The sequence below is a fragment of the Pantoea sp. Ft-CA_14 genome, from assembly GCF_024520875.1.
GTDB classification, from domain to species: Bacteria; Pseudomonadota; Gammaproteobacteria; order Enterobacterales; family Enterobacteriaceae; genus Pantoea; species Pantoea agglomerans.
The window spans coordinates 1-21,696 of the sequence record NZ_JALNPM010000003.1; the positions used below are offsets into that span (position 1 = coordinate 1).

Genomic DNA, 21,696 nt, shown 5'->3' on the forward strand with positions numbered 1-21,696 from the left:
AAAGCCGAAGGTACCGCGTGAGCGGCGCGAGGACGGCCCGGCAGCAGCAGAGGTGCGCTGGCCCGCACTGAGGCTCGTTCGCCCATAAAAAAAGCTGCCACGTTTGACCGTGACAGCCTTTACAAATCTAATCTTAACTGACCAGCATTAGACCCAGGGTCGCCTTTTTTGCTCTGCTTAACGCTACTTCAGATACTGACCGCTGCGCAGTGCTTCAATACGCTTATCTAATGGCGGATGCGACATAAACAGCTCGCTGAACGATTTGCCCTTACCGTTGATACAGAACGCCATCATGCTGCTCGGCTCCTGCGGTTCGTAGCTGGTTTTCAGGCGTTGTAACGCCGCAATCATCTTCTCACGACCTACCAGCTTCGCTGAACCGGCATCGGCATGGAACTCACGGTGACGCGAGAACCACATGGTGATGATGCTGGCGAGAATACCAAACACCAGTTCCAGCACCATCGACACCGCAAAGTAGACCAGCGGGTTGCCGTTGCTGCTCTCCTCACCATCACGGTTGCCAGACATAAAGCCCGCCGCGATCTGCGCCAGAATACGTGAAACGAAAATCACAAAGGTGTTCACCACACCCTGGATCAGCGTCATGGTGATCATGTCGCCGTTGGCGATGTGTGACACTTCGTGTGCCAGCACCGCTTCCGCTTCATCACGGCTCATGTTCTGCAGCAGACCGGTTGAGACAGCAACCAGTGAGGCGTTACGCCGTGCGCCAGTCGCAAAGGCGTTGATGTCAGGTGCGTGATAGATCGCCACCTGCGGCATCGCAATACCCGCCTGCTGTGCCTGACGGCCAATTGTATCCACCAGCCAGCGCTCGGTTTCGTTGCGTGGCTGTTCAATCACTTCACCGCCAACCGATCGCAGTGCCATCCACTTCGACATCAGCAGTGAAACAAACGCACCGCCGAAGCCAAACAGGCCTGCCATGATCATCAGGCCCTGAACACTGCTTGACTGGATCCCTGTCAGGCTGAGAATCAGCCCGAATACCAACATCACAGCCAGGTTGGTCATCAGGAAAAGAGCAATACGCATCATTTTTGTTAATCTTCCTCAGTAGTTCACGCGCCTATACGCGGATCCATATCCTATGGGCATTGGGCTGCTTTTCAAGCAACCTTAACGTTTAAGTGCCTAAAAAGACATAACTTTACATTCTGACACGCCTGATGAGGAGCCCAGCCTTCAGGCACCTTCACCAGCGCTAATCATTGCTTACTGGAAACTTTTCTGAGTACAAAAAAAAGCACCGCTGAGCGGTGCTTTTTCTGGCAACAGCGGATTATTTAGCCGCTGGCGCCTCTGGCTGGGATTTCTCCAGCTGCGCAAGATCGTTAGCGATCTTCACCGTCTCATCAAGATAGGGATCCGGCTCTTTATAATCTTTCGGCAACTCATCCAGGTTTTTCAGCGGTTTTTTGCCTTCGGCCTGATAGCGCGCGTTGATCCGCTCCAGACGAGACGCATCATCTTCGTGGTTCTCTTTCTCGCGCTGAGCAAGATTAAGCGACACGATGTTGCGCTTATCTTTCAGGGCATTGTAACGGGCAATGTCCTTCATGATGTACTGGAACTCGCGATCCTGAGCAATGCGGTCAGCATGCTGCTTAGTCAGCTGCACCACCAGCGGTTTCACATCACCGGTTTTGACATAGGTCGCCGCTTTGATGCTGTCCCACGGCAGTGCGTTATCCTCAAATTTCTCACCGGTTTCAGCCGCTTCAACGCCGGTTGGCATCAGCAGATCCGGCGTGACGCCTTTACGCTGTGTACTGCCGCCGTTAATGCGATAGAACTTCTGAATAGTGTAAGAAACGGAGCCTAACGCAGGCCACTCCGGACGCAGCATCTGATCGTAGATGCGGTTCAGGGAGCGATACTGCTGAACGGTGCCTTTACCAAAGGTTGGCTCGCCAACAATCACCGCGCGACCGTAATCCTGCATCGCGGCAGCAAAGATCTCAGAAGCTGAGGCGCTGAAGCGATCGACCAGCACCACCAGCGGTCCTTTGTAGTAGACAACGCCGTCGTTATCGCTGTCTTCACGAACCCGACCATTGTTGTCGCGTACCTGAACCACCGGACCACTCGGAATAAACAGACCGGAAAGCGAGACTGCTTCGGTCAGCGCGCCGCCGCCGTTAGTACGCAGATCGATTACCACACTGTCGACGTTCTGTTTCTGCAGTTTCTGCAGCTGTACTTTCACGTCGTCGGTGAGGCCGACATAGAAACCAGGAATATCGAGCACGCCCACTTTCTGCTTGCCGACATTTTTGATGGTCAATTTAACCGCGCGATCTTCCAGACGGATTTTCTCACGCGTCAGCGTCACAGTACGGGTTTTGGTACCCTTACCGGCTGGCAGAACTTCCAGGCGCACTTTGCTGCCCTTTGGTCCTTTAATTTTTGCCACGACATCATCCAGACGCCAGCCGATCACATCTTCCATCGGCTTGCCTGGCTGACCCACACCGACGATGCGATCGCCAACGGTAATGGCTTTGCTTTTCGCGGCCGGGCCGCCTGCGACCATCGAGTTAATCACCGTATAGTCGTCATCCATCTGCAGAACCGCACCGATGCCTTCCAGTGACAGGCTCATCTCGGTGTTGAACTGCTCGGTGTTACGCGGCGACAGATAGCTGGTGTGCGGATCGATTTCGCGGGCAAAAGCGTTCATCACCAGCTGGAAAACATCTTCACCGTTGCTCTGGGCCAGACGACGGATAGCGAAGTTGTAACGCTTGGTCAGAACGTCGCGGATCTCGTTATCATCTTTGCCCGCCAGCTTCAGACTCAACTGATCATATTTGACCTTGGCATCCCACAGCGCATTCAGTTCAGACTGATCTTTCGGCCAGGGTGCTTTCGCGCGGTCAATGTCGATAGTGTCATTGCCGCTGAAATTCATCGGACGAGCCAGCACCGTCAGCGCATATTGATAGCGCTCAAAACGGCGTTTCTGCGCCAGATTATAAATATCGTAAAAGAGATCCAGCTTGCCACTGCGCAGCTCATCGCCGACGGTGGTTTTTTTGCTGGCAAACTGCGCCACATCTGACGCCAGCAGCACATTGTGGCTGTAGTCGAGCATGTTCAGATAGCGATCAAAAATTTTCGCTGAAAAGTTCTGATCCAGGTCGAACTGGCGATAGTGGGAACGGGTAAAGCGCGAGGTTACGCGCTCACTGACCGTCGGATCCTGCGGATCTTCGTGAAGCTGGGGAATCTGATCGGCTCGGGTAATGTTCTCCGCGCCGAAGGTTGGGCCTGCTAATAGCAGGCCCGCAATAAGTCCAACTTTAAAAAGGGTGTTCATGCCGGGGTTAGCCTCCGTTTCAGAACTGCAAGTGTTCTGCGCGCACAATCATTGCCATGCCGGAAGCGAGCTGGACCCGAACGCCGTCTTTTGATACTTCAAGAACGGTAGCGTCCATCGCACTTTTGCCTGCTTTAACTTTAATACTCTGGCCGGGTTGCAAAGTTGAGGTATCAGTGATGGGTCGGGCTTCCTGCTCCGGACGTGGGGCTGGCTTGCGATGCTGTGAGGCGGTCGCACGCGGTGCAGTGGTCTGCGGACGCGGTTTACGCGCGGCTTCGCCTTCTGCAGGCTTACGTGCCGCGGGCTTGCGTGGACGACGCGGTGCCGCGCCCTCTTCGCTTTCGCCTGCTTCACGACGCGCGGCGCGCTGCTGGTCACGCTGCGCCTGGACGCGTGCTTTCGCTTCTTCCAGTTGCTTGCGTGCATGCTCAACGTGTTGCTCATCCAGCACGCCACAGGCGTTACCGTCGAGATCGACACGGATAGCACCAGCTTTGATGCCGTACAGATAACGCCAGCTTGACGTATAGAGACGCAGCGCGGAACGCAGCTGTGTTTTGCTCAGACCCATTTCGCCCTGAACACGCTCGACCAGATCCTGAAAGATACCGATTTTGAGCGGACGCGCTTCACCTTCAGCGCTAAAGCAGTGCGGAAAGCGCTCCGCCAGAAAAGTGATGACTTCTTTACTGCTATTCAACTTAGGTTGATTTTCCATGAAATTTCCTGATTACAACGGGTTTGCCGACCAGCGCAGGCATGAACAGGCGACATTATAATGACAACATCGCTAAATGCCATGTGATCCAGTCGATTAGCTGCGCGTCAGCTGCAGATATTTTTCTAAGTCGCTGTTCGCAAGCACTTCACAAAGCCCATCAGTCAGTGTGACCAGCCCCGATTCGTCGTCGCTGTCAAAGCGATTGTACGCCACGCTGTCGATGTCCAGCACCCCAACCACAGTGCCATTCACTTTCAGAGGAATCACAATCTCAGCATTGCTGGCAGCGTCACAGGCGATGTGGCCCGGGAAGGCATGCACATCATCTACGCGTTGCACTTTTTCTTCTGCCAGCGCCGTGCCACACACACCTTTACCGACCGGAATGCGCACACAGGCGATTTTGCCCTGGAACGGGCCCAGCACCAGCGTATTCGCTTCCGTCAGCAGGTAGAAACCTGCCCAGTTCACGCCATCGAGACGTTCGTACAGCAGCGCGCTAAAGTTTCCCATCGCGGCGAGGAACGCCGTTTCTCCCGCCAGTAAGGCGCGCATATCGCGATTCAAATCGGCGTAAAAGGCAGTTTTGTTCATTATTTAACCGTTACCAATGACATCTGAACGGGGCATTAAAGACCGTTCGTTAAAAATAAGTTTTAAATATCCAGAGCCACAAGGTGAATCATAGCGTTAGTTGCTATACCCTTAGCATTCTGTGGATCGAAGCGTGATGCCCGAGACAGGCACACAGACAATGTCTTTATGACCGATATCTGTTACTTCTGAAGAGCGAAGATTGCATCACCCTATGAAAATTCACGCTATCAGCCAGACATTGCCTCACGCACGTTATCAGCGTTGCCCGCAATGCGATACCCTTTTTTCCTTACCGGATGTGAAATCTCATCAGTCGGCACATTGCCCACGCTGTAACGCCGAAATTCTCAGTGGTCGCGACTGGCCGATGACCCGTCTTATGGCGATGGCCGCCACCATGATTGTGTTAATGCCCTTTGCTTTTTCCCTGCCGCTGGTAGATATCCGGCTGCTTGGCATGCGCATCAATGCCAGCGTACTGGAAGGCATCATCCAGATGACCCAGCAGGGTGATGTACTGACGGCCTCAATGGTGGCGTTCTGCACCATCGGCGCGCCGGTGACGCTGGTGGCGGGTATCTGTTATCTCGGTATCGGCCACCGGCTGGGCATGAACCTGCGTCCCGTGCTGCTGATGCTGGAGAAGCTGAAAGAGTGGGTGATGCTCGATATCTATCTGATCGGCATCGCCGTGGCGTCAATTAAAGTGCAGGACTATGCTTCGCTGGAGATTGGCTACGGGCTGGCGGCTTACATCGCCCTGACGGTGCTGAGCGTGCTGACACTGATCCATCTGAATATGGAGCAGCTGTGGGAGCATTTCTACCCGCAGACGCCTGGCAATATGGCCCGTGACGATATGCAGGTCTGCCTGAACTGTCACAACACCAGCATACCCGATGAACGGGGCCGCTGCCCGCGCTGCCACACGCCGCTCGACTTCCGACGCCGCCACAGCCTGCAGAAATCCTGGGCCGCGCTCATCGCATCGATTGTGCTGTTGATCCCCGCAAATCTGATGCCGATCTCCGTGGTCTATCTTAATGGCTCACGGCGTGAGGACACCATCTTCTCCGGTATCCTGGGGCTGGGCGAAGGCAATATTCCGGTGGCGGCGATTGTTTTTATCGCCAGTATTCTGGTGCCGTTTATCAAGGTGCTGGTGATGCTGACTCTGCTGCTCAGCATTCATTTTCGCTGTGAACAGGGGCTGAGAACCCGCATCCGCTTGCTACGGTTTGTCACCTGGGTTGGCCGCTGGTCAATGCTCGATCTGTTTGTCATTTCGTTAACCATGTCGCTGGTCAACCGTGATCAGCTGCTGGCTTTTACCATGGGACCGGCGGCGCTGTTTTTTGGCGCGGCCGTCATCCTGACCATTATGTCTGTTGAGTGGCTGGACAGCCGCCTGCTCTGGGATGCACATGCAACAGGAAACGCCGACTACACCGACTAACGCAACGCTGCGTAATAAGCGCAAAATTTCGCCCTTCTGGCTGCTGCCGATTATTGCGATGCTGATCGCCTGCTGGCTGCTCTGGACCAATTATCAGGAGCGCGGCACCACCATCACCATCAATTTCCAGACGGCGGATGGTATCGTGCCGGGTCGCACCCCGATCCGCTATCAGGGCGTGGAAGTGGGCACCGTGCAGGGCATTAATCTCAGTGATGATTATCGCAGCATTCAGATTAAAGCCAGCATCAAGAGCGACATGCGCGATGCGCTGCGTGAAGATACGCAGTTCTGGCTGGTGACGCCTAAAGCCTCGCTGGCGGGTGTGTCGGGGCTGGATGCGCTGGTCGGCGGTAACTACATCGGGATGATGCCGGGTAAAGGTAAACCCAGCGAGTCGTTCACCGCGCTGGATACGCAGCCCAAGTATCGGGTGAATACCGGCGAATTGATGATCCATCTGCATGCGCCCGATCTCGGCTCGCTCAACACCGGCTCGCTGGTCTATTACCGCAAAATTCCGGTTGGCCGGGTCTATGACTACAGCATTAACAGCAAATCCGATGGCGTGTCGATTGATGTGCTGATTGACCGTCGCTTTATCAATCTGGTGAAAACCAACAGCCGTTTCTGGAATGTGTCAGGCATGAATGCTGACGTCAGCCTGAGCGGGGCTAAAGTGCAGCTGGAGAGTCTGGCGGCGCTGGTCAATGGCGCGATCGCGTTTGACTCGCCACAGGGTGCGGAAACGGCCAAAGCTGAGCAGAATTACCGGCTCTACCCCGATCTGGCACATAGTCAGCGCGGCGTGCAGATCACACTGGATCTGCCTAACGGCAACAATCTCAAGGCGGGCAGCACCCCGCTGATGTATCAGGGACTGGAAGTCGGCACGCTGACCAAACTGAACCTGCAGGATGGCGGCAAGGTCACCGGCGAGCTGACCATCGATCCCTCTGTTGTCGGTCTGATGCGCAGCGGCACCCGCATTGAGATGCACAGTCCGAAAATCAGCCTGACGGATACCAGCCTCAGCGCGCTACTGACCGGCAACACGCTGGAACTGGTGCCAGGTGAAGGCGAGCCGCAGCAGCACTACACCGTGCTGGCGTCCAATGAGACTCTGCTGCAGAAGCCCAATGTGCTGACGGTAAAACTCAGCGCGCCAGAGAGCTATGGTATCGATCAGGGCCAGCCGCTGATGCTGCACGGCATGCAGATTGGTCAGGTGATGTCGCGTACGCTGGATGAAAATGGCGTGAATTTCGTGGTGGCGGTCAATCCTGAAAATCGCAATCTGGTGCATGGCGACAGCAAATTTATCGTTAACAGTCGGCTGGATGTGAAGTTCGGTCTTGATGGCATGCAGGTATTAGGTGCCAGCGCCCGTGAATGGGTGGATGGCGGTATCCGGCTGGATCCGGGCAAAAAGGGTGAGCCAAAAAGTGCCTATCCGCTGTTTGCCGATGCTGAAAAAGCGGAAGAAGGCATTACCGGCGATGGCCCTTCTACCACGCTGATGCTGACCGCCAACAGTCTGCCTGACGTGCAGGCCGGCTCTGTCGTGCTTTACCGCAAATTTCAGGTGGGTGAGATTGTCAAAGTCACGCCGCGCGCTGACGCCTTTGATATTGCGGTACATATTCAGCCGGAATATCGCAAGCTGCTGACCAGCGAAAGCGTGTTCTGGGCTGAGGGTGGCGCACGCGTCAGCCTTAACGGCAGCGGCCTGACGGTGCAGGCATCGCCGCTTAACCGCGCACTGAAAGGCGCGATCAGTTTCGACAATATGAGTGGTGCGCAGTCGGCCAAAGGGGCCAAACGCGTCCTCTATCCGTCTGAAACCGCCGCCCGCGCGGTGGGTAGCCAGATTACGCTGCACACCTATGACGCCAGCAAACTCTCTGCCGGAATGCCGATTCGTTACCTGGGTATTAATGTCGGCCAGGTGGAGTCACTGTCGTTAAGCAAAGATAACAATCAGGTGGTGGCGAAAGCGGTACTCTATCCGGAGTATGTGAACGATTTCGCCCGTCTCGGCAGCCGTTTCTCGGTGGTTTCACCGGAGATTTCTGCTACCGGCGTGAATCATCTGGAAACCCTGTTGCAGCCTTACGTCAACGTGGATCCCGGTAAAGGTGGCGCCGCGCGCACGTTTGAGCTGCAGGAGAGCACCATTACCGACTCCCGCTACCTTAATGGCCTGAACATTTATGTTGATGCCACTGAGGCCGGTTCACTGTCGCTGGGTACGCCGGTGCTGTTCCGTGGTGTGGAAGTGGGTACCGTGACCGGCACCTCACTGGGTAATATGGCGGATCGTGTGCAGATCGCCCTGCGCATCAGTAAGAAGTACCAGCATCTGGTGCGTAATAACTCGGTGTTCTGGCTGGCATCTGGCTATAACCTGGACTTCGGTCTGGTGGGTGGCGTAGTGAAAACCGGGACCTTCCAGCAGTTTATTCGCGGTGGCATTCAGTTTGCGACGCCGCCGACGGTGCCGCTGGCGCCGCAGGCCAACCCGGATAAACACTTCCTGCTGCAGGATGAAGCGCCGAAAGATTGGCGTAACTGGGGAACGGCGATCCCGTCTCCGCGCTAAACGCTATCTCAAACGGGCAGACTGTTCTGCCCTTTTAGGCGTTTAAAGTCAGCACCGGCTCAGGGATCATACGCCTTATTCACTCCCTCAAACGGGCAGCCTGGCTGCCCGTTTCCTTTCCTCATGGTACACTGCCGCCTTTGCCTTAACTGGAATGTGCCCGTGTCAGATGCTTCTTCGCTTTTCCCCGCCGATTTTCTCTCGTTAATTCGCCAGAGCCTGCCCGATGAGGCGAGCCTCGCGCAATTTATTGCCTACAGTCAGCAACCCCTGCGCCGCAGTATTCGCGTCAATACCCTGAAAATCAGCGTGGCTGACTTTCTGAGTCAGACCGCGGGTTATGACTGGCAGCTGACGCCGGTGCCGTGGTGCGAAGAGGGATTCTGGCTCAGCCGGGAAGATGAGAGCCTGCCGCTGGGCAGCGTGGCTGAGCATCTCAGTGGCCTGTTCTACATTCAGGAGGCCAGCTCCATGCTGCCGGTGACCGCGCTGTTTGATGCTCAGTCAGAGGTCAGCGCCGTGATGGATATGGCGGCGGCACCGGGTTCTAAAACGACCCAGATTGCTGCGCGGATGGGCAATCAGGGCGTTATCCTGGCTAACGAATTCTCCTCCAGCCGGGTAAAAGTATTGCACGCCAATATCAGCCGCTGCGGCGTCAGCAACAGTGCCTTAACGCACTTTGACGCGCGGGTCTTCGGGCCAGCCCTGCCGGAACAGTTCGACGCCATCCTGCTCGACGCTCCCTGCTCAGGCGAAGGGGTGATTCGCAAAGATGCTGATGCGCTGAAAAACTGGTCGCTGGCAAGTACGCATGAGATCGCCGCGACCCAGCGCGATCTGCTCGACAGTGCCTTTCATGCACTCAAACCCGGCGGCACGCTGGTTTACTCCACCTGTACCCTGAATCAGATTGAGAATCAGCAGGTCATTGCCTGGCTGCTGGAGCGCTATCCGGACGCTGTTGAGGTTGTAGCGCTCGATGGGCTGTTTGAAGGTGCCGGACAGGCCGCGACGCCCGAGGGCTATCTGCATGTCTTCCCGCAGATGTTCGACAGTGAAGGCTTTTTCGTTGCGCGGCTGCGTAAAACTGCGTCGGTCGAGCCCTTACCGCTGCCGGGCTACAAAGTGGGTAAACTGCCCTTCTCCCACCTCAGCCGCAAGCTGGAAAGTGAGATAGCCCAGGCCGCCGCTGCTGTCTCTCTTAAATGGGATGCGTCGCTGGAGCTGTGGCAGCGTGATAAAGAGATCTGGCTGTTCCCGAAGGCCGTCACCCCGCTGCTGGGCAAAGTGCGGTTCTCGCGCATCGGCCTGAAGCTGGCAGAAACTTTTGCTAAAGGCTATCGCTGGCAGCATGAAGCGGTGATTGCGCTGGCAAAACCGGATGCGGCGCAGACTTTTGAGCTCACCGCAGCAGAGGCGGAAGAGTGGTATCGCGGCCGGGATATCTACCCGGAAACGGAACCTACCCGTAATGAGATGATTGTCACTTATCAGCAGCAGCCGCTGGGGCTGGCTAAAAAAGTCGGCAGCCGTATCAAGAACAGCTATCCGCGGGAGCTGGTGCGCGACGGACGCCTGTTCCGCTGAGTCACTTTATTTGCAGCATCGTCAGATGATTGCCAAACACTGCGCCGGTATCGATGTAGTGCAGATTGGCAATCGTCAGCGACTGTTTCAGCGGCGTGTGTCCGAAGTAAAAGGCGTCTGCGCCACGGATGCCCGCCCGTTCGCCTGACTCCATCGCCTCCAGCCGCTGACGGCTCCAGACCACCTGCTGCCAGTCGAGTGGCTTATTCAACGCATATTCCCGGGCCGGATAATCAGCATGAGCAATCACAATAATTCGCTCATCGAGCTGCAGATGGAGAATCAGCGGCAGCTCACGGCAACGCTGCAACGCGTGACGCGCCGCAATCAATGCTGCACCACGCAGCCGAAAGAACCAGTCGCCACCGTTCATCTGCCAGAGCGCCATTTCCTGCCCCTGTAATGCTGATAGCGCCATCTCCTCATGATTCCCCCGCACGCAGCGAAACCAGGGCTCCTCCAGCAGCGCCAGACAACCCAGGCTGTCGGGCCCGCGATCGATGATATCCCCCACCGAAATCAGTAAGTCCTGCTGCGGGTCAAACTGATGCTGCTGCAACAGCGCATCCAGTTCGCGGCGGCAGCCATGCAGATCGCCGACCACCCAGATCCGTCGCCACGCTGCGCCATTCAGGGATTGGTAATACATCGCTGCACCCGGCCTTTGTCTGCTGAAAACATCTTCAGAGTATAGTCAGGGCCGACACTGTACTTGCATGACGCGCTGGAAAGCAGAATGCAAATGAGGCTGGCTGAAAGGGAGCAAGGGAGCAAGGGAGCAAGGGAGCAAGGAGATCGGGCCAGGCGATTAAAGAGAGGTGAAAGGTGCGTCCCTCCCGGCGCTTTTCTCCGGCACTCAGTTAAGGTGGTAGCTCTGTCAGGGACGAAATAAATCATAATGCGATCAGGCGCGCCAGGCTATTCTGCCCCCACCATATCTGTAGTCATTTGGGATCAGCTACGCATTTTAGCCGGATATTTCTGCAGTTTCTCTGCCGGACGCACCGGGCGGCGCACCAGCTCACCGCCGCAGTTGGGGCAAAGATGAGTGAGATGTTCAGCACAGTCAGCGCAGAACGTGCATTCAAATGAGCAGATGCGTGCCGCCAGAGAAGATGGCGGCAGATCAACGTCGCAGCGTTCACAATTGGGGCGAAGTTCCAGCATGGTGTGACTCCTTAAAAAAGCGGTATGCGCCAGCTTCGCGGTTGCTGACCCGAATGTCGAGCCAGCAACCGGACAAGAGTGTGTCAGATCCGGACATCCTGCTTTAACGGTACAGCCAGCGGCGAGTGGCATCCTGCTTTGTCGCTGCTATTTGTGCCGCTGATCATCAGGAAGGTCATCGGGCAAATCCTCTTCGTCAGCTGTGTCATCGAACTCAGCACTCTCCTCTTCCGGCTCCTGACCGCCCATCGACGCATGAATCACCTCCTCTTCCAGCGTCGGGATCAGCGCGGCACCCAGTGGCGAGGTCGCCAGACTGTCAGGCATCACCACATGCGGCAACGGTACTTCGGTCGTCGGAAGCGGACCCGGCGCACGCACATAACTCAGTCCGCCAATCACCAGCGCACAGAGCATAAAGAAGAGATAGAGCATATTACTGCCCAGCGGCTGCATCAGCGCACCGACCACCAGCGGGCCGATACTGGCGCCAATACCAAACGCCATCAGCAGACAGGCGGTTAGCGAGACACGGCGATCGGCGGCGACCTGATCGTTGGCCAGCGCCACCTGCAATGGATAGAGCGCAAACTGCATCATGCTGGCGGCAAAGGCGATACCAATCATCCAGTGGAAGGTCAGATGCGGCAGCACCACCAGCGGCACGCAGGCCACGGCAAAGAGCATGGCAATAATGAATAACAGCCGCTGGCGGTCATAGCGATCAGAGAGCCAGCTTAGCGGAAACTGCGACACCAGCCCGGCAAAAATCGTGAGACTCATAAAATAACCGGTCTGGCTGGTGGTGAAGCCTTTGCTGCTGCCATAAACCGGTGCCAGGCCATAGAACGCGCCAATCGCCATGCCGGTCACCAGGGTGGTGCCGAGCAGTTTGGGAATAGTGCGGATAAAATAGCCCAGCTCCATCGGCGCCGGTGTCATAGGCCTGACGTGAGTGCGGGTGGTCAGTGCAATCGGCACCAGACAGAGCGCGAAACAGAGCGCCACAATCAGCAGCGTGCTCACCCCAAACCCCGATTGCAGGCTCAGTATCACCTGTCCGCCACTGAGTCCAAGGTAGGTGGCGACCATATAGAGGCCGAAAATCATGCCGCGCTGGGAAGATTCCGCCTGATCGTTGAGCCAGCTCTCCAGCACCATGTACTGGCACATCATGCAGAGCCCGATAATCAGACGCAGAAAGACCCACAGCGGAATAAAGTCCGTCAGCCCGTGACCTACAACCGAGGCGGTAATGATCCCGGCACAGGCCACGTAGGCACGGATATGGCCGACGCGGGCAATCAGGTTGTGCCCCACTTTGCCGCCAATCACCAGCCCGATATAGTTAGCCGCAATAATCGCGCCGATCAGCGCACCATTAACCTGCTCACTGGCCAGCCGCAACGAAACGTAGGTAGTCAGTAAACCGGAACCCAGCAGCATCAGAAGCGTAGTGGTATAGAGCGGCAGAAACGTACTGAATATTTTTCCCATATGACTCCCTGTCTACGCTTTTCAGGCATCAGGCCAGCAAAGCCCTAAAGATAGTCGATTTCGGCAGGTGAAGCGGTATTGTTCATGACGACGGTAGCGAAAAAAAAGCCCGCCAGCAATTGCTCACTGACGGGCCCTGATTTAAGCGCTTGGGAAGCTGATGTTGCTGCCCGGCGCTTCACGGTTCAGATGGATGAAGTTCAGGTGTCGCTCATACTGATCCAGTATGTCGATGATCACCTGCTCTTTGCTGTAATCCATTAAGTCATTACCCTGGCTGCCTTCCATCAGGAAGGTTTCCAGCCGGTAGTAGGTCGACTTACCGCTGCGGGCGCGATAGGTAAAGCCCGGAATCGAATATTGCTGCGGCCAGACCTGATAGATAAAGTCCTGCTCCTCGCCCAGATGGACGCGCAGATCCAGATAGCCAATCGGGTTGCTTTCATCCGCCTCAACGCTCTCAAGCGTGACCCGGCCATCCCGCAGCTCCAGCTCTTTCGCCACTTCCTGCATCGCCGGATAGATGGTTTTTTCCATCATTTGCTGGGTATAACGCGAGCCAGGGTAGTTCATCAGGCGCGACAGACGCTTCTTCCAGGTCAGGCGATCGGTCGCATGAGCCAGATAGGGCGCGGTGTCGCGCGTGGCGCTGGCCCGACGGTGATCTTCAATCTTCAGGGATTTAAACAGCCCCGCCATGACAAAGAAGATAACAAAGCTGAACGGCAGCCCCATGATCACCGTGGTGTTCTGCAAGGCAGTGATACCGTTGGTCATCAGCATGCTCAGGGTCAGTACCCCAATCGCCACAGACCAGAAGATACGCAGCCAGTTCGGTGCATCACTGTTGATATCTTTCAGTCGCGAGGTGAAGTTACCCAGCACCAGCGAGCCGGAATCCGCCGAGGTGACGTAGAACAGCATACCGGTGATCGTCGCAACCGAGGCGCTGAGTTTAAACGCCGGATACTGCGCCAGCAGGCTGTAGAAGCCGCGCTCCGCATGGTTCATCACTTCCTGCGCAAACTCCGTATTGCCGTGGATGATCTGATACAGCGCGGCATTACCGAACACTGACAGCCACAACAGCGTAAAGGTGAACGGAATAATCAGCGTGCCCAGCACGAACTCGCGGATGGTACGACCGCGCGAAATACGCGCCAGGAACAGGCCGACGAATGGCGACCAGGCCACCCACCATGCCCAGAAGAAGAGCGTCCAGCTGTTCATCCACTGGGTCGGACGATCAAAGGCAAAGGTATTGAGCGTCATGCCCATGAAGCGATTGATGTAATCCCCGACGTTCAGCACCAGCGCATTCAGCAGGAACTCGGTGTTGCCGAAGAACAGCACAAACAGAATCAGTCCCAGCGCCATGATCACGTTGAGTTCGGAGAGAAAACGAATCCCTTTATCGACGCCCGACGTAACAGAAATGGTGGCGATCACCACGGAAAGGACAATCAGCGCAGCCTGCGCGGTCAGGCCTTCCGGGATATCAAACAGCACTTTGAGGCCATAGTTAAGCTGCACGACCCCGATGCCGAGCGTGGTGGCGATACCAAAGATGGTGCCGACCACGGCGGCGATATCTACGGTGTGGCCAATCGGGCCATAGATGCGTTTACCAAAGATGGGATAGAGCGCGGAACGGATGGTCAGCGGCAGGTTATAGCGATAGCTGAAGTAGCCCAGCGCGATGCCCATCAACGCATACATTGACCAGCCGGTCAATCCGTAGTGGAACAGCGTCCAGACCATCGCCTGGCGAGCCGCTTCCATCGTCTGCCCTGCCCCCTCCGGCGGCTGCATATACTGCGTCACCGGTTCGGCGACCGAGAAGAACATCAGGTCGATGCCGATGCCGGCGGCGAACAGCATGGCAGACCAGCTAAGGACGCTGAACTCGGGTTTGGAGTGCTCTGGCCCGAGCTTGATCGAACCAAAGCGTGAGCAGGCCATATAGAGCACAAAAACAATATAGAGCGTGGCAGCCAGCATGTAGTACCAGCCGAAGGTGGCGGAAACCCAGTTTACCGCCTTGAGGATCCAGCTCGCGGCCAGTTCACTGTAGAGAATCGTCACAAGTGAAAACGTCAGAATCAATCCGGCAGAGGTATAAAATACAACGGGATTGAGTCTGTCTTTTTCACCGGCAGGTGGATTATTCATCGGTTACCTCTGGTTAATGTCCTGAAAATACGCAATGGATAAGTCTTGCCGTCCACGGCTTTCCGGCCGTGCGGCCCTGTTTCGTTCTGTCACTTCCTGTTAATCGCTCAGGCAAACCAGCCTATTTTAGCACTCATTGCCGTTTCGCTTTCGCTACATTTAAAGAACAGCATCCTAACAAAGTTTCTTTTTATATTGAACGTGCAATCAAAAAAAGTTTAAATAGGGGCTCGATTTGAGGGTGGAGCTGGAGCTATGCCAAAGGTAGGGATGCAGCCGATACGTCGTCGGCAACTGATTGATGCGACCCTGAGCACGATTAATGAAGTGGGGATTAATGATGCCACTATCGCCCAGATCGCCCGTCGGGCGGGGGTATCCACCGGCATCATCAGTCACTATTTCAAGGATAAGAACGGCTTACTGGAAGCCACGATGCGTGATGTGACGCGTCAACTGCGGGAGGCGGTACTGTCGCGGTTAGAACCGCTGGCCGGTGCCTCTGCAGAACAGCGGTTGTGTGCCATCGTTGAGGGTAATTTTGATGATACCCAGGTGCACACGGCAGTGATGAAAGCCTGGCTCGACTTCTGGTCGAGCAGCATGCATCAGCCCCAGCTTAATCGCCTGGAGCGGGTCAGCAGCCGGCGGCTCTACTCAACGCTGGTGGTCGAATTCCGGCGTGAACTGCCGCTGGAGAAGGCACGTCTGGCCGCACATGGGCTGGCTGCCCTGATAGATGGTCTGTGGCTGCGCGCCGCGCTGAGCGGTAAGCCATTTAACCCGGTCATCGCCCTCACACTGACCACCCAATTCATCCGTCAGCAACTGGCTGGCGAGCACGAATAACGGAAGGAGAAAACATGTCCCGATTCACCGAGCAGAAACTCTACATCGATGGCGCTTATGTTGCCGCAGCGTCTGGCGAAACGTTCCAGACGATTAACCCGGTCAACGGCGAAGTGCTGGCAGAGGTTCATGCCGCCGGCCAGGAAGATGTCAATCGCGCCGTTGCTGCCGCCAGAAAAGGCCAGAAAGTCTGGGCCGCGATGACCGCCATGGAGCGCTCGCGCATCCTGCGTCGCGCCGTCGATATTCTGCGTGAGCGTAATGATGAGCTGGCAGAGCTGGAAATGCTCGATACCGGTAAGCCTTACAGCGAAACCTCAGCGGTCGATATCGTCACCGGCGCAGACGTACTGGAGTATTACGCCGGTCTGGTTCCGGCGCTGGAAGGTCAGCAGATCCCACTGCGTGAAACCTCCTTTGTTTACACCCGTCGCGAACCGCTGGGCGTGGTAGCTGGTATCGGTGCCTGGAACTACCCGATTCAGATCGCCCTGTGGAAATCCGCGCCCGCGCTGGCAGCGGGTAACGCGATGATTTTCAAACCGAGTGAAATGACCCCGCTCACTGCCCTGAAGCTGGCGGAAATTTACACCGAAGCGGGCCTGCCGGATGGCGTATTCAACGTGCTGCCGGGCATCGGTTCGGTCACCGGTCAGTTGCTCACTGAGCATCCTGGCATCGACAAAGTCTCCTTCACCGGTGGCGTCGTCAGCGGCAAAAAAGTGATGGCCAATGCAGCAGGTTCAACGCTGAAAGAGGTCACCATGGAACTGGGCGGTAAATCACCGCTGATCATCTTTGATGATGCCGATCTCGATCTGGCCGCCGACATCGCCATGATGGCGAACTTCTACAGCTCCGGTCAGGTCTGCACCAACGGCACCCGCGTCTTTATTCCTGCAAAACTGCAGGCCGCATTCGAGGCGAAAATCAGCGAACGCGTTGCCCGCATTCAGGCAGGCGATCTGCGTGACCCGGCGACCAACTTTGGTCCGCTGGTCAGCTTCAGCCATCGCGACAATGTGATGCGTTATATCGAATCCGGCATCGCTGAAGGCGCACGCGTACTGTGCGGCGGCAAACGTCTGACCGGTGGCGATTTCGACCAGGGTGCATGGGTTGCACCAACCGTATTCACCGACTGCCGTGATGAGATGAAGATTGTGCGTGAAGAGATCTTCGGACCGGTCATGTCGATCCTGAGCTACGAAAGTGAAGAAGAAGTGATCCGCCGCGCCAATGACACCGAATTTGGTCTGGCCGCCGGACTGGTGACGCAGGATCTCAATAAGGCGCACCGCGTGATTCATCAGATCGAAGCAGGTATCTGCTGGATTAATACCTGGGGCGAATCGGCCGCAGAGATGCCAGTGGGGGGTTACAAGCACTCCGGCATTGGCCGTGAGAATGGCCTGATGACGCTGCAGAGCTACACCCAGGTGAAGTCCGTGCAGGTTGAGCTGACGCGTTTTCAGTCAGTCTTTTAATCACTTAACCTGAGGAACGATGAATGGAATTTGATTACATTATTATTGGAGCCGGATCCGCAGGAAACGTTCTGGCTACCCGTCTGACCGAAGAGAGCAACGTGAGCGTCCTGTTGCTGGAAGCGGGCGGCCCGGATTACCGCTTTGATTTTCGCACTCAGATGCCTGCGGCCCTCGCCTTCCCGTTACAGGGCAAACGCTATAACTGGGCTTATGAAACCGAGCCAGAGCCTTACATGAACAATCGCCGCATGGAGTGTGGTCGCGGCAAAGGTCTGGGCGGTTCATCACTGATTAACGGCATGTGTTATATCCGCGGTAACGCGATGGATCTCGATAACTGGGCCAGCGAACCTGGACTGGAGAACTGGAGCTATCTGGACTGCCTGCCCTACTACCGTAAAGCGGAAACCCGCGATATCGGCCCGAATGATTTCCACGGCGGCGATGGCCCGGTGTGCGTTGCAACGCCTAAAGCGGGCAATAACGTGCTGTTTGAAGCGATGATTGAGGCGGGCGTACAGGCGGGTTATCCGCGCACTGACGACCTTAATGGCTATCAGCAGGAAGGTTTCGGTCCGATGGATCGTACCGTCACACCAAACGGTCGTCGCTCCAGCACCGCGCGTGGCTATCTCGATATGGCCAAAGGCCGCGCCAACCTGAAGATCATCACGCACGCCACCACCGATCGCATCATCTTCGATGGCAAGCGTGCGGTCGGCGTGGAGTACCTGCAGGGCGACAGCAACACCATCAACAAAGTGACCGCGCGCCGTGAAGTGCTGCTGTGTGCCGGCGCTATCGCCTCGCCGCAGATCCTGCAGCGTTCTGGCGTGGGTTCTCCTGAGCTGCTGAAACAGTTCGACATCCCGCTGGTTCACGACCTGCCGGGCGTGGGTGAAAACCTGCAGGACCATCTGGAGATGTATCTTCAGTATGAGTGTAAAGAACCGGTCTCAATCTATCCGGCTCTGAAGTGGTGGAATCAGCCGAAAATTGGAGCGGAGTGGATGTTTAACGGCACCGGTATTGGTGCCAGCAACCAGTTTGAAGCGGGTGGCTTTATCCGCAGCCGCGAAGAGTTCAGCTGGCCGAACATTCAGTATCACTTCCTGCCGGTGGCGATTAACTACAACGGTTCCAACGCGGTTGATGCCCACGGCTTCCAGTGTCACGTTGGCTCGATGCGTTCTCCAAGCCGCGGTCATGTACGCCTGAAGTCACGCGATCCGCGTCGTCATCCGGCCATTCTGTTTAACTACATGTCGCATGAGCAGGACTGGCATGAGTTCCGCGATGCAATTCGCATCACGCGCCAGATCATTAATCAGCCGGCGCTGGACAAGTACCGTGGCCGTGAAATCAGTCCGGGACTGGATTGCCAGACAGATGAGCAACTGGATGAGTTCGTGCGTAACCACGGCGAAACCGCTTATCACCCGTGCGGCACCTGTAAGATGGGTAACGACCCGATGTCCGTCGTTGATGGCGAAGGTCGTGTGCATGGACTGGAAGGCTTACGCGTAGTGGATGCGTCGATTATGCCGCTGATCATCACCGGTAACCTGAACGCCACCACTATCATGATTGGCGAGAAGATTGCCGATAAGATTCGTGGACGCGATCCGTTGCCGCGCAGCACCGCCGCTTACTATGTTGCGGGTGATGCGCCCGTTCGCACGGTTCCGCAGCGCGCTGAATGATACGTGACAGCGTCACTTAATAATAGCCGGGCACTTCTGTTGCCCGGCTATTTTTTTCATTACGGTTTACCACACATCCTTTCCCACACGTCACCCTTTTCAAATCATCAAACCTTAACAGACATCAAACAAAGCAGCATCTGCTGTTGATTTGGTGATGTGCAGAATGCTATAAATCCAGCGTCTATTTAACCGGAGGCACTATCCGTCCACTGATGAGAAGCAACAATGTGGATGTGTTGTAAATTTTATGAGCAGAATGTTCATGTCAAACCCCCTGCATTCCCCCTCTTGCCTTTCTGGCTGGAACGCCGCCGATCAGCACTGGCGTAACGCCCTGTAGTCCCCTCACCACTTCGAACTGTTCTGAGTCTGCCCGCACATTGTGCGTTGTTGCAGGTCGTCCTTTATCGTTGCTGGAGAGCACCCATGCGCGCCTGGGTTTTATTATCACTCGCTATTGTTACTGAAATTATTGGTACCCTTTTTATGAAATGGTCCAGCCTCAATGGCAGCCATTCCGGCTACCTGATGATGCTGGGCATGATTGCCTGTTCTTATATTCTGCTGAGTTTCGCCATTAAACGTATCGCCCTGGGCGTGGCTTATGCGCTGTGGGAAGGTATCGGCATCATGCTGATTACGTTATTCAGCGTGCAGCTGTTTGGTGAAACGCTGTCAGCGCTGAAAATCTGTGGGCTGGTGACGCTGATCGTCGGAATTGTGTTGATCAAAACCGGCACCCAATCATCAGCGGAGGTTAATCATGCTCATCGCTGATCTTGTTCATGCGTCCTGGCTGGCGCTGGCTATCGTGCTGGAAATTGCCGCCAACATATTCCTTAAATATTCTGATGGGTTTAAGAAACCGCTGTACGGCCTGCTTTCACTTTGCTGTGTCCTGCTCGCATTCAGCGCACTCGCTCAGGCGGTCAAAGGTATCGATCTCTCGATCGCCTATGCGGTCTGGGGCGGTTTTGGGATTATCGCCACTGTCGCGGCCGGATGGGTGTTGTTTGGCCAGCGGCTGAACCGCAAAGGCTGGGCCGGCCTGACCCTGTTGCTGGCCGGTATGATCCTGTTAAAACTGGCCTGATCGGCCCTCTCAATCAGTGATATTGATTAAGGGTGTGCCACTGCACGCCCTTAACTTCCTGTGCTTTCCCGCCCTGTTTCGGTTGATTTTTCACTCCCACCTGTGCTCGGAATCTTCTTACTTTTGTAAAGGCCCGTTTACATATCTGTTGCCTTGAGGCTTAGTGAGCGCCGAAGGTCGGATAAAAACGAGGAATAGTTATGTCTGCAACACGAGGTTGGTCTACGGAGCTGGAGGGATTACGCGGCATCGCTTCTCTCTGGGTATTAGTTGGCCATATCAGCTTACTGGTTCATTGCCACATCACGCTTATTTCATCCCCTGGCATCGGGGTCGATCTGTTTATTCTGTTATCGGGTTATCTGATGGCGAAAAACTACGTCGAGCGTCAGCAGAAAGAGCCGTGGCAGAGCACAGAGACCATCAAGAAGTTCTGGATCCGGCGCTTCTTCCGCATCGCCCCGCTCTACTATCTGCTGTTAATCATCGCCCTGATTTATGGCCCGTGGTTTGGCGAGATGCGTGACACCATTGCTCATTTCTATTCCGGCACCGCCACTGAGTCGTCGCGTTACAACGACCAGTCGCTGGCAAACATCCTGACCCACTTCAGTTTCCTGTTCGGCCTGCTGCCCGAATATGGTTTTAATACTGTGCTGCCTGACTGGAGCATCGGGCTGGAGATGCAGTTCTATCTGCTGTTCCCGTTCATCATGCTGGTGACGCTGCGCTTTGGTTATGCCGCATCGCTGATTGGCATCATGGCGCTTTGCTGCGCTGGCCGGTATGTGCTGGCAGATTATTATGAGGCGTTTGAGATGCCTTCAATGATCCTGATAAAGCTGAATATGTTCCTGTCGGGGATGCTGCTGGCCGAGGCGATTCGCCGTAAATCCCTGCTCTACGTCGCTTTTGCGCTGCTCGGCCCGGTTGCCAGCGTGGCGATGGGCCTGGGCGCGATTAAGCTGCAGGTGATTATGGAGGCGCTGATGATCGTCGGTATGACGGCTATTCTGTGGCAATACCCGCAGGGCAGCCTGATGGCAACGCTGATTGCTCTGCCGCGTAAGCTGCTGAACAACCGTCTCAGCACCTGGCTGGGCGACGTGTCGTTTTCTGTCTACCTGCTGCATCTGCTGATTGTAATCCCGCTGATTGCACTGCTGCTCAATCACACCGACATCGAGTTTAAGAGCGACATGATGCGTTTCCTGATTGTCTGCGTCTCTGCTATCCCGGTGACCTATGCGCTGGCCTCTTTACTCTATAAGTATGTTGAGAAGCCCGGCATTCAGATTGGTAAGCGCGTGCTGAAGCCGAAGCTGGCCGATCAGACCAGCTGAGTTTTTAACGCAGGCCATCCCTTTCTTAAAAGCCCCTGACTTCGGGGCTTTTTTATTGCCG

Annotated in this window: 17 protein-coding genes; 9 read left to right on the plus strand and 8 right to left on the minus strand. The window is 55.7% G+C overall.

Annotation, left to right across the window (positions count from 1 at the left end; translation table 11 throughout):
• Positions 1 to 183: 183 nt before the first annotated feature.
• The 4 genes from htpX to NR195_RS05850 all read right to left on the minus strand — a co-directional run bounded on the left by htpX (position 184) and on the right by NR195_RS05850 (position 4,667).
• On the minus strand, positions 184 to 1,065 hold the full coding sequence (htpX, locus tag NR195_RS05835) for a protease HtpX (protein ID WP_003852678.1): 882 nt from the start codon (positions 1,063 to 1,065) through the stop codon (positions 184 to 186).
• A 244-nt stretch (positions 1,066 to 1,309) separates the two neighbouring features.
• Positions 1,310 to 3,349: a carboxy terminal-processing peptidase gene (gene prc, locus NR195_RS05840; RefSeq protein WP_010670770.1), complete on the minus strand. Its 2,040-nt coding sequence runs from the start codon at positions 3,347 to 3,349 to the stop codon at positions 1,310 to 1,312.
• A gap of 19 nt (positions 3,350 to 3,368) precedes the next feature.
• Positions 3,369 to 4,070, minus strand: a complete 702-nt coding sequence (gene proQ / locus NR195_RS05845; protein WP_010258776.1) for an RNA chaperone ProQ — start codon at positions 4,068 to 4,070, stop codon at positions 3,369 to 3,371.
• A 96-nt stretch (positions 4,071 to 4,166) separates the two neighbouring features.
• On the minus strand, positions 4,167 to 4,667 hold the full coding sequence (locus NR195_RS05850; protein ID WP_033787649.1) for a GAF domain-containing protein: 501 nt from the start codon (positions 4,665 to 4,667) through the stop codon (positions 4,167 to 4,169).
• Positions 4,668 to 4,881: 214 nt separating this feature from the next.
• On the opposite strand from NR195_RS05850, the gene yebS reads away from it, so the two are divergent.
• The 3 genes from yebS to rsmF all read left to right on the plus strand — a co-directional run bounded on the left by yebS (position 4,882) and on the right by rsmF (position 10,318).
• Entirely contained in the window at positions 4,882 to 6,126 is a 1,245-nt protein-coding gene (gene yebS / locus NR195_RS05855) for a membrane integrity lipid transport subunit YebS (protein WP_022625536.1), read from the plus strand.
• Positions 6,095 to 8,728 carry a PqiB family protein gene (locus NR195_RS05860; RefSeq protein ID WP_010258767.1) on the plus strand — a complete coding sequence of 878 codons (2,634 nt, stop codon included), beginning with the start codon at positions 6,095 to 6,097 and terminating at the stop codon, positions 8,726 to 8,728. The genes yebS and NR195_RS05860 overlap by 32 nt, the downstream gene beginning before the upstream one ends.
• 162 nt (positions 8,729 to 8,890) lie before the next feature.
• Positions 8,891 to 10,318, plus strand: a complete 1,428-nt coding sequence (gene rsmF / locus NR195_RS05865) for a 16S rRNA (cytosine(1407)-C(5))-methyltransferase RsmF (RefSeq protein ID WP_256844282.1) — start codon at positions 8,891 to 8,893, stop codon at positions 10,316 to 10,318.
• A gap of 1 nt (position 10,319) precedes the next feature.
• Here the strand turns inward: rsmF and NR195_RS05870 are convergent, their stop codons facing one another.
• From NR195_RS05870 to NR195_RS05885, 4 genes are all read right to left on the minus strand, one after another.
• On the minus strand, positions 10,320 to 10,967 hold the full coding sequence (locus NR195_RS05870) for a metallophosphoesterase (RefSeq protein WP_010258760.1): 648 nt from the start codon (positions 10,965 to 10,967) through the stop codon (positions 10,320 to 10,322).
• Positions 10,968 to 11,272: 305 nt separating this feature from the next.
• The gene (locus tag NR195_RS05875; RefSeq protein WP_010258758.1) at positions 11,273 to 11,485 is read right to left on the minus strand and encodes a DUF1272 domain-containing protein; all 213 of its coding nucleotides are present in this window, start codon (positions 11,483 to 11,485) and stop codon (positions 11,273 to 11,275) included.
• Between the two features lie 147 nt (positions 11,486 to 11,632).
• Positions 11,633 to 12,982, minus strand: coding sequence for an MFS transporter (locus NR195_RS05880; protein ID WP_167423287.1), 1,350 nt, complete (start codon positions 12,980 to 12,982; stop codon positions 11,633 to 11,635).
• 141 nt (positions 12,983 to 13,123) lie between these two features.
• On the minus strand, positions 13,124 to 15,154 hold the full coding sequence (locus tag NR195_RS05885) for a choline transporter (protein ID WP_033757898.1): 2,031 nt from the start codon (positions 15,152 to 15,154) through the stop codon (positions 13,124 to 13,126).
• Between the two features lie 255 nt (positions 15,155 to 15,409).
• Between NR195_RS05885 and betI the strand changes: the two genes are divergently transcribed.
• The 6 genes from betI to NR195_RS05915 all read left to right on the plus strand — a co-directional run bounded on the left by betI (position 15,410) and on the right by NR195_RS05915 (position 21,635).
• Positions 15,410 to 16,003: a transcriptional regulator BetI gene (gene betI / locus NR195_RS05890; protein WP_010258750.1), complete on the plus strand. Its 594-nt coding sequence runs from the start codon at positions 15,410 to 15,412 to the stop codon at positions 16,001 to 16,003.
• A gap of 14 nt (positions 16,004 to 16,017) precedes the next feature.
• Entirely contained in the window at positions 16,018 to 17,490 is a 1,473-nt protein-coding gene (betB, locus tag NR195_RS05895) for a betaine-aldehyde dehydrogenase (protein ID WP_010670776.1), read from the plus strand.
• Between the two features lie 23 nt (positions 17,491 to 17,513).
• Positions 17,514 to 19,196, plus strand: coding sequence for a choline dehydrogenase (betA, locus tag NR195_RS05900; protein ID WP_010258743.1), 1,683 nt, complete (start codon positions 17,514 to 17,516; stop codon positions 19,194 to 19,196).
• 429 nt (positions 19,197 to 19,625) lie between these two features.
• Positions 19,626 to 19,976, plus strand: coding sequence for a multidrug/spermidine efflux SMR transporter subunit MdtJ (gene mdtJ, locus NR195_RS05905; protein ID WP_010258741.1), 351 nt, complete (start codon positions 19,626 to 19,628; stop codon positions 19,974 to 19,976).
• Positions 19,963 to 20,292, plus strand: a complete 330-nt coding sequence (mdtI, locus tag NR195_RS05910) for a multidrug/spermidine efflux SMR transporter subunit MdtI (protein WP_010258739.1) — start codon at positions 19,963 to 19,965, stop codon at positions 20,290 to 20,292. Before mdtJ ends, mdtI begins: the two co-directional genes overlap by 14 nt.
• A gap of 200 nt (positions 20,293 to 20,492) precedes the next feature.
• The gene (locus tag NR195_RS05915; protein WP_010258734.1) at positions 20,493 to 21,635 is read left to right on the plus strand and encodes an acyltransferase; all 1,143 of its coding nucleotides are present in this window, start codon (positions 20,493 to 20,495) and stop codon (positions 21,633 to 21,635) included.
• Positions 21,636 to 21,696: the final 61 nt, after the last annotated feature.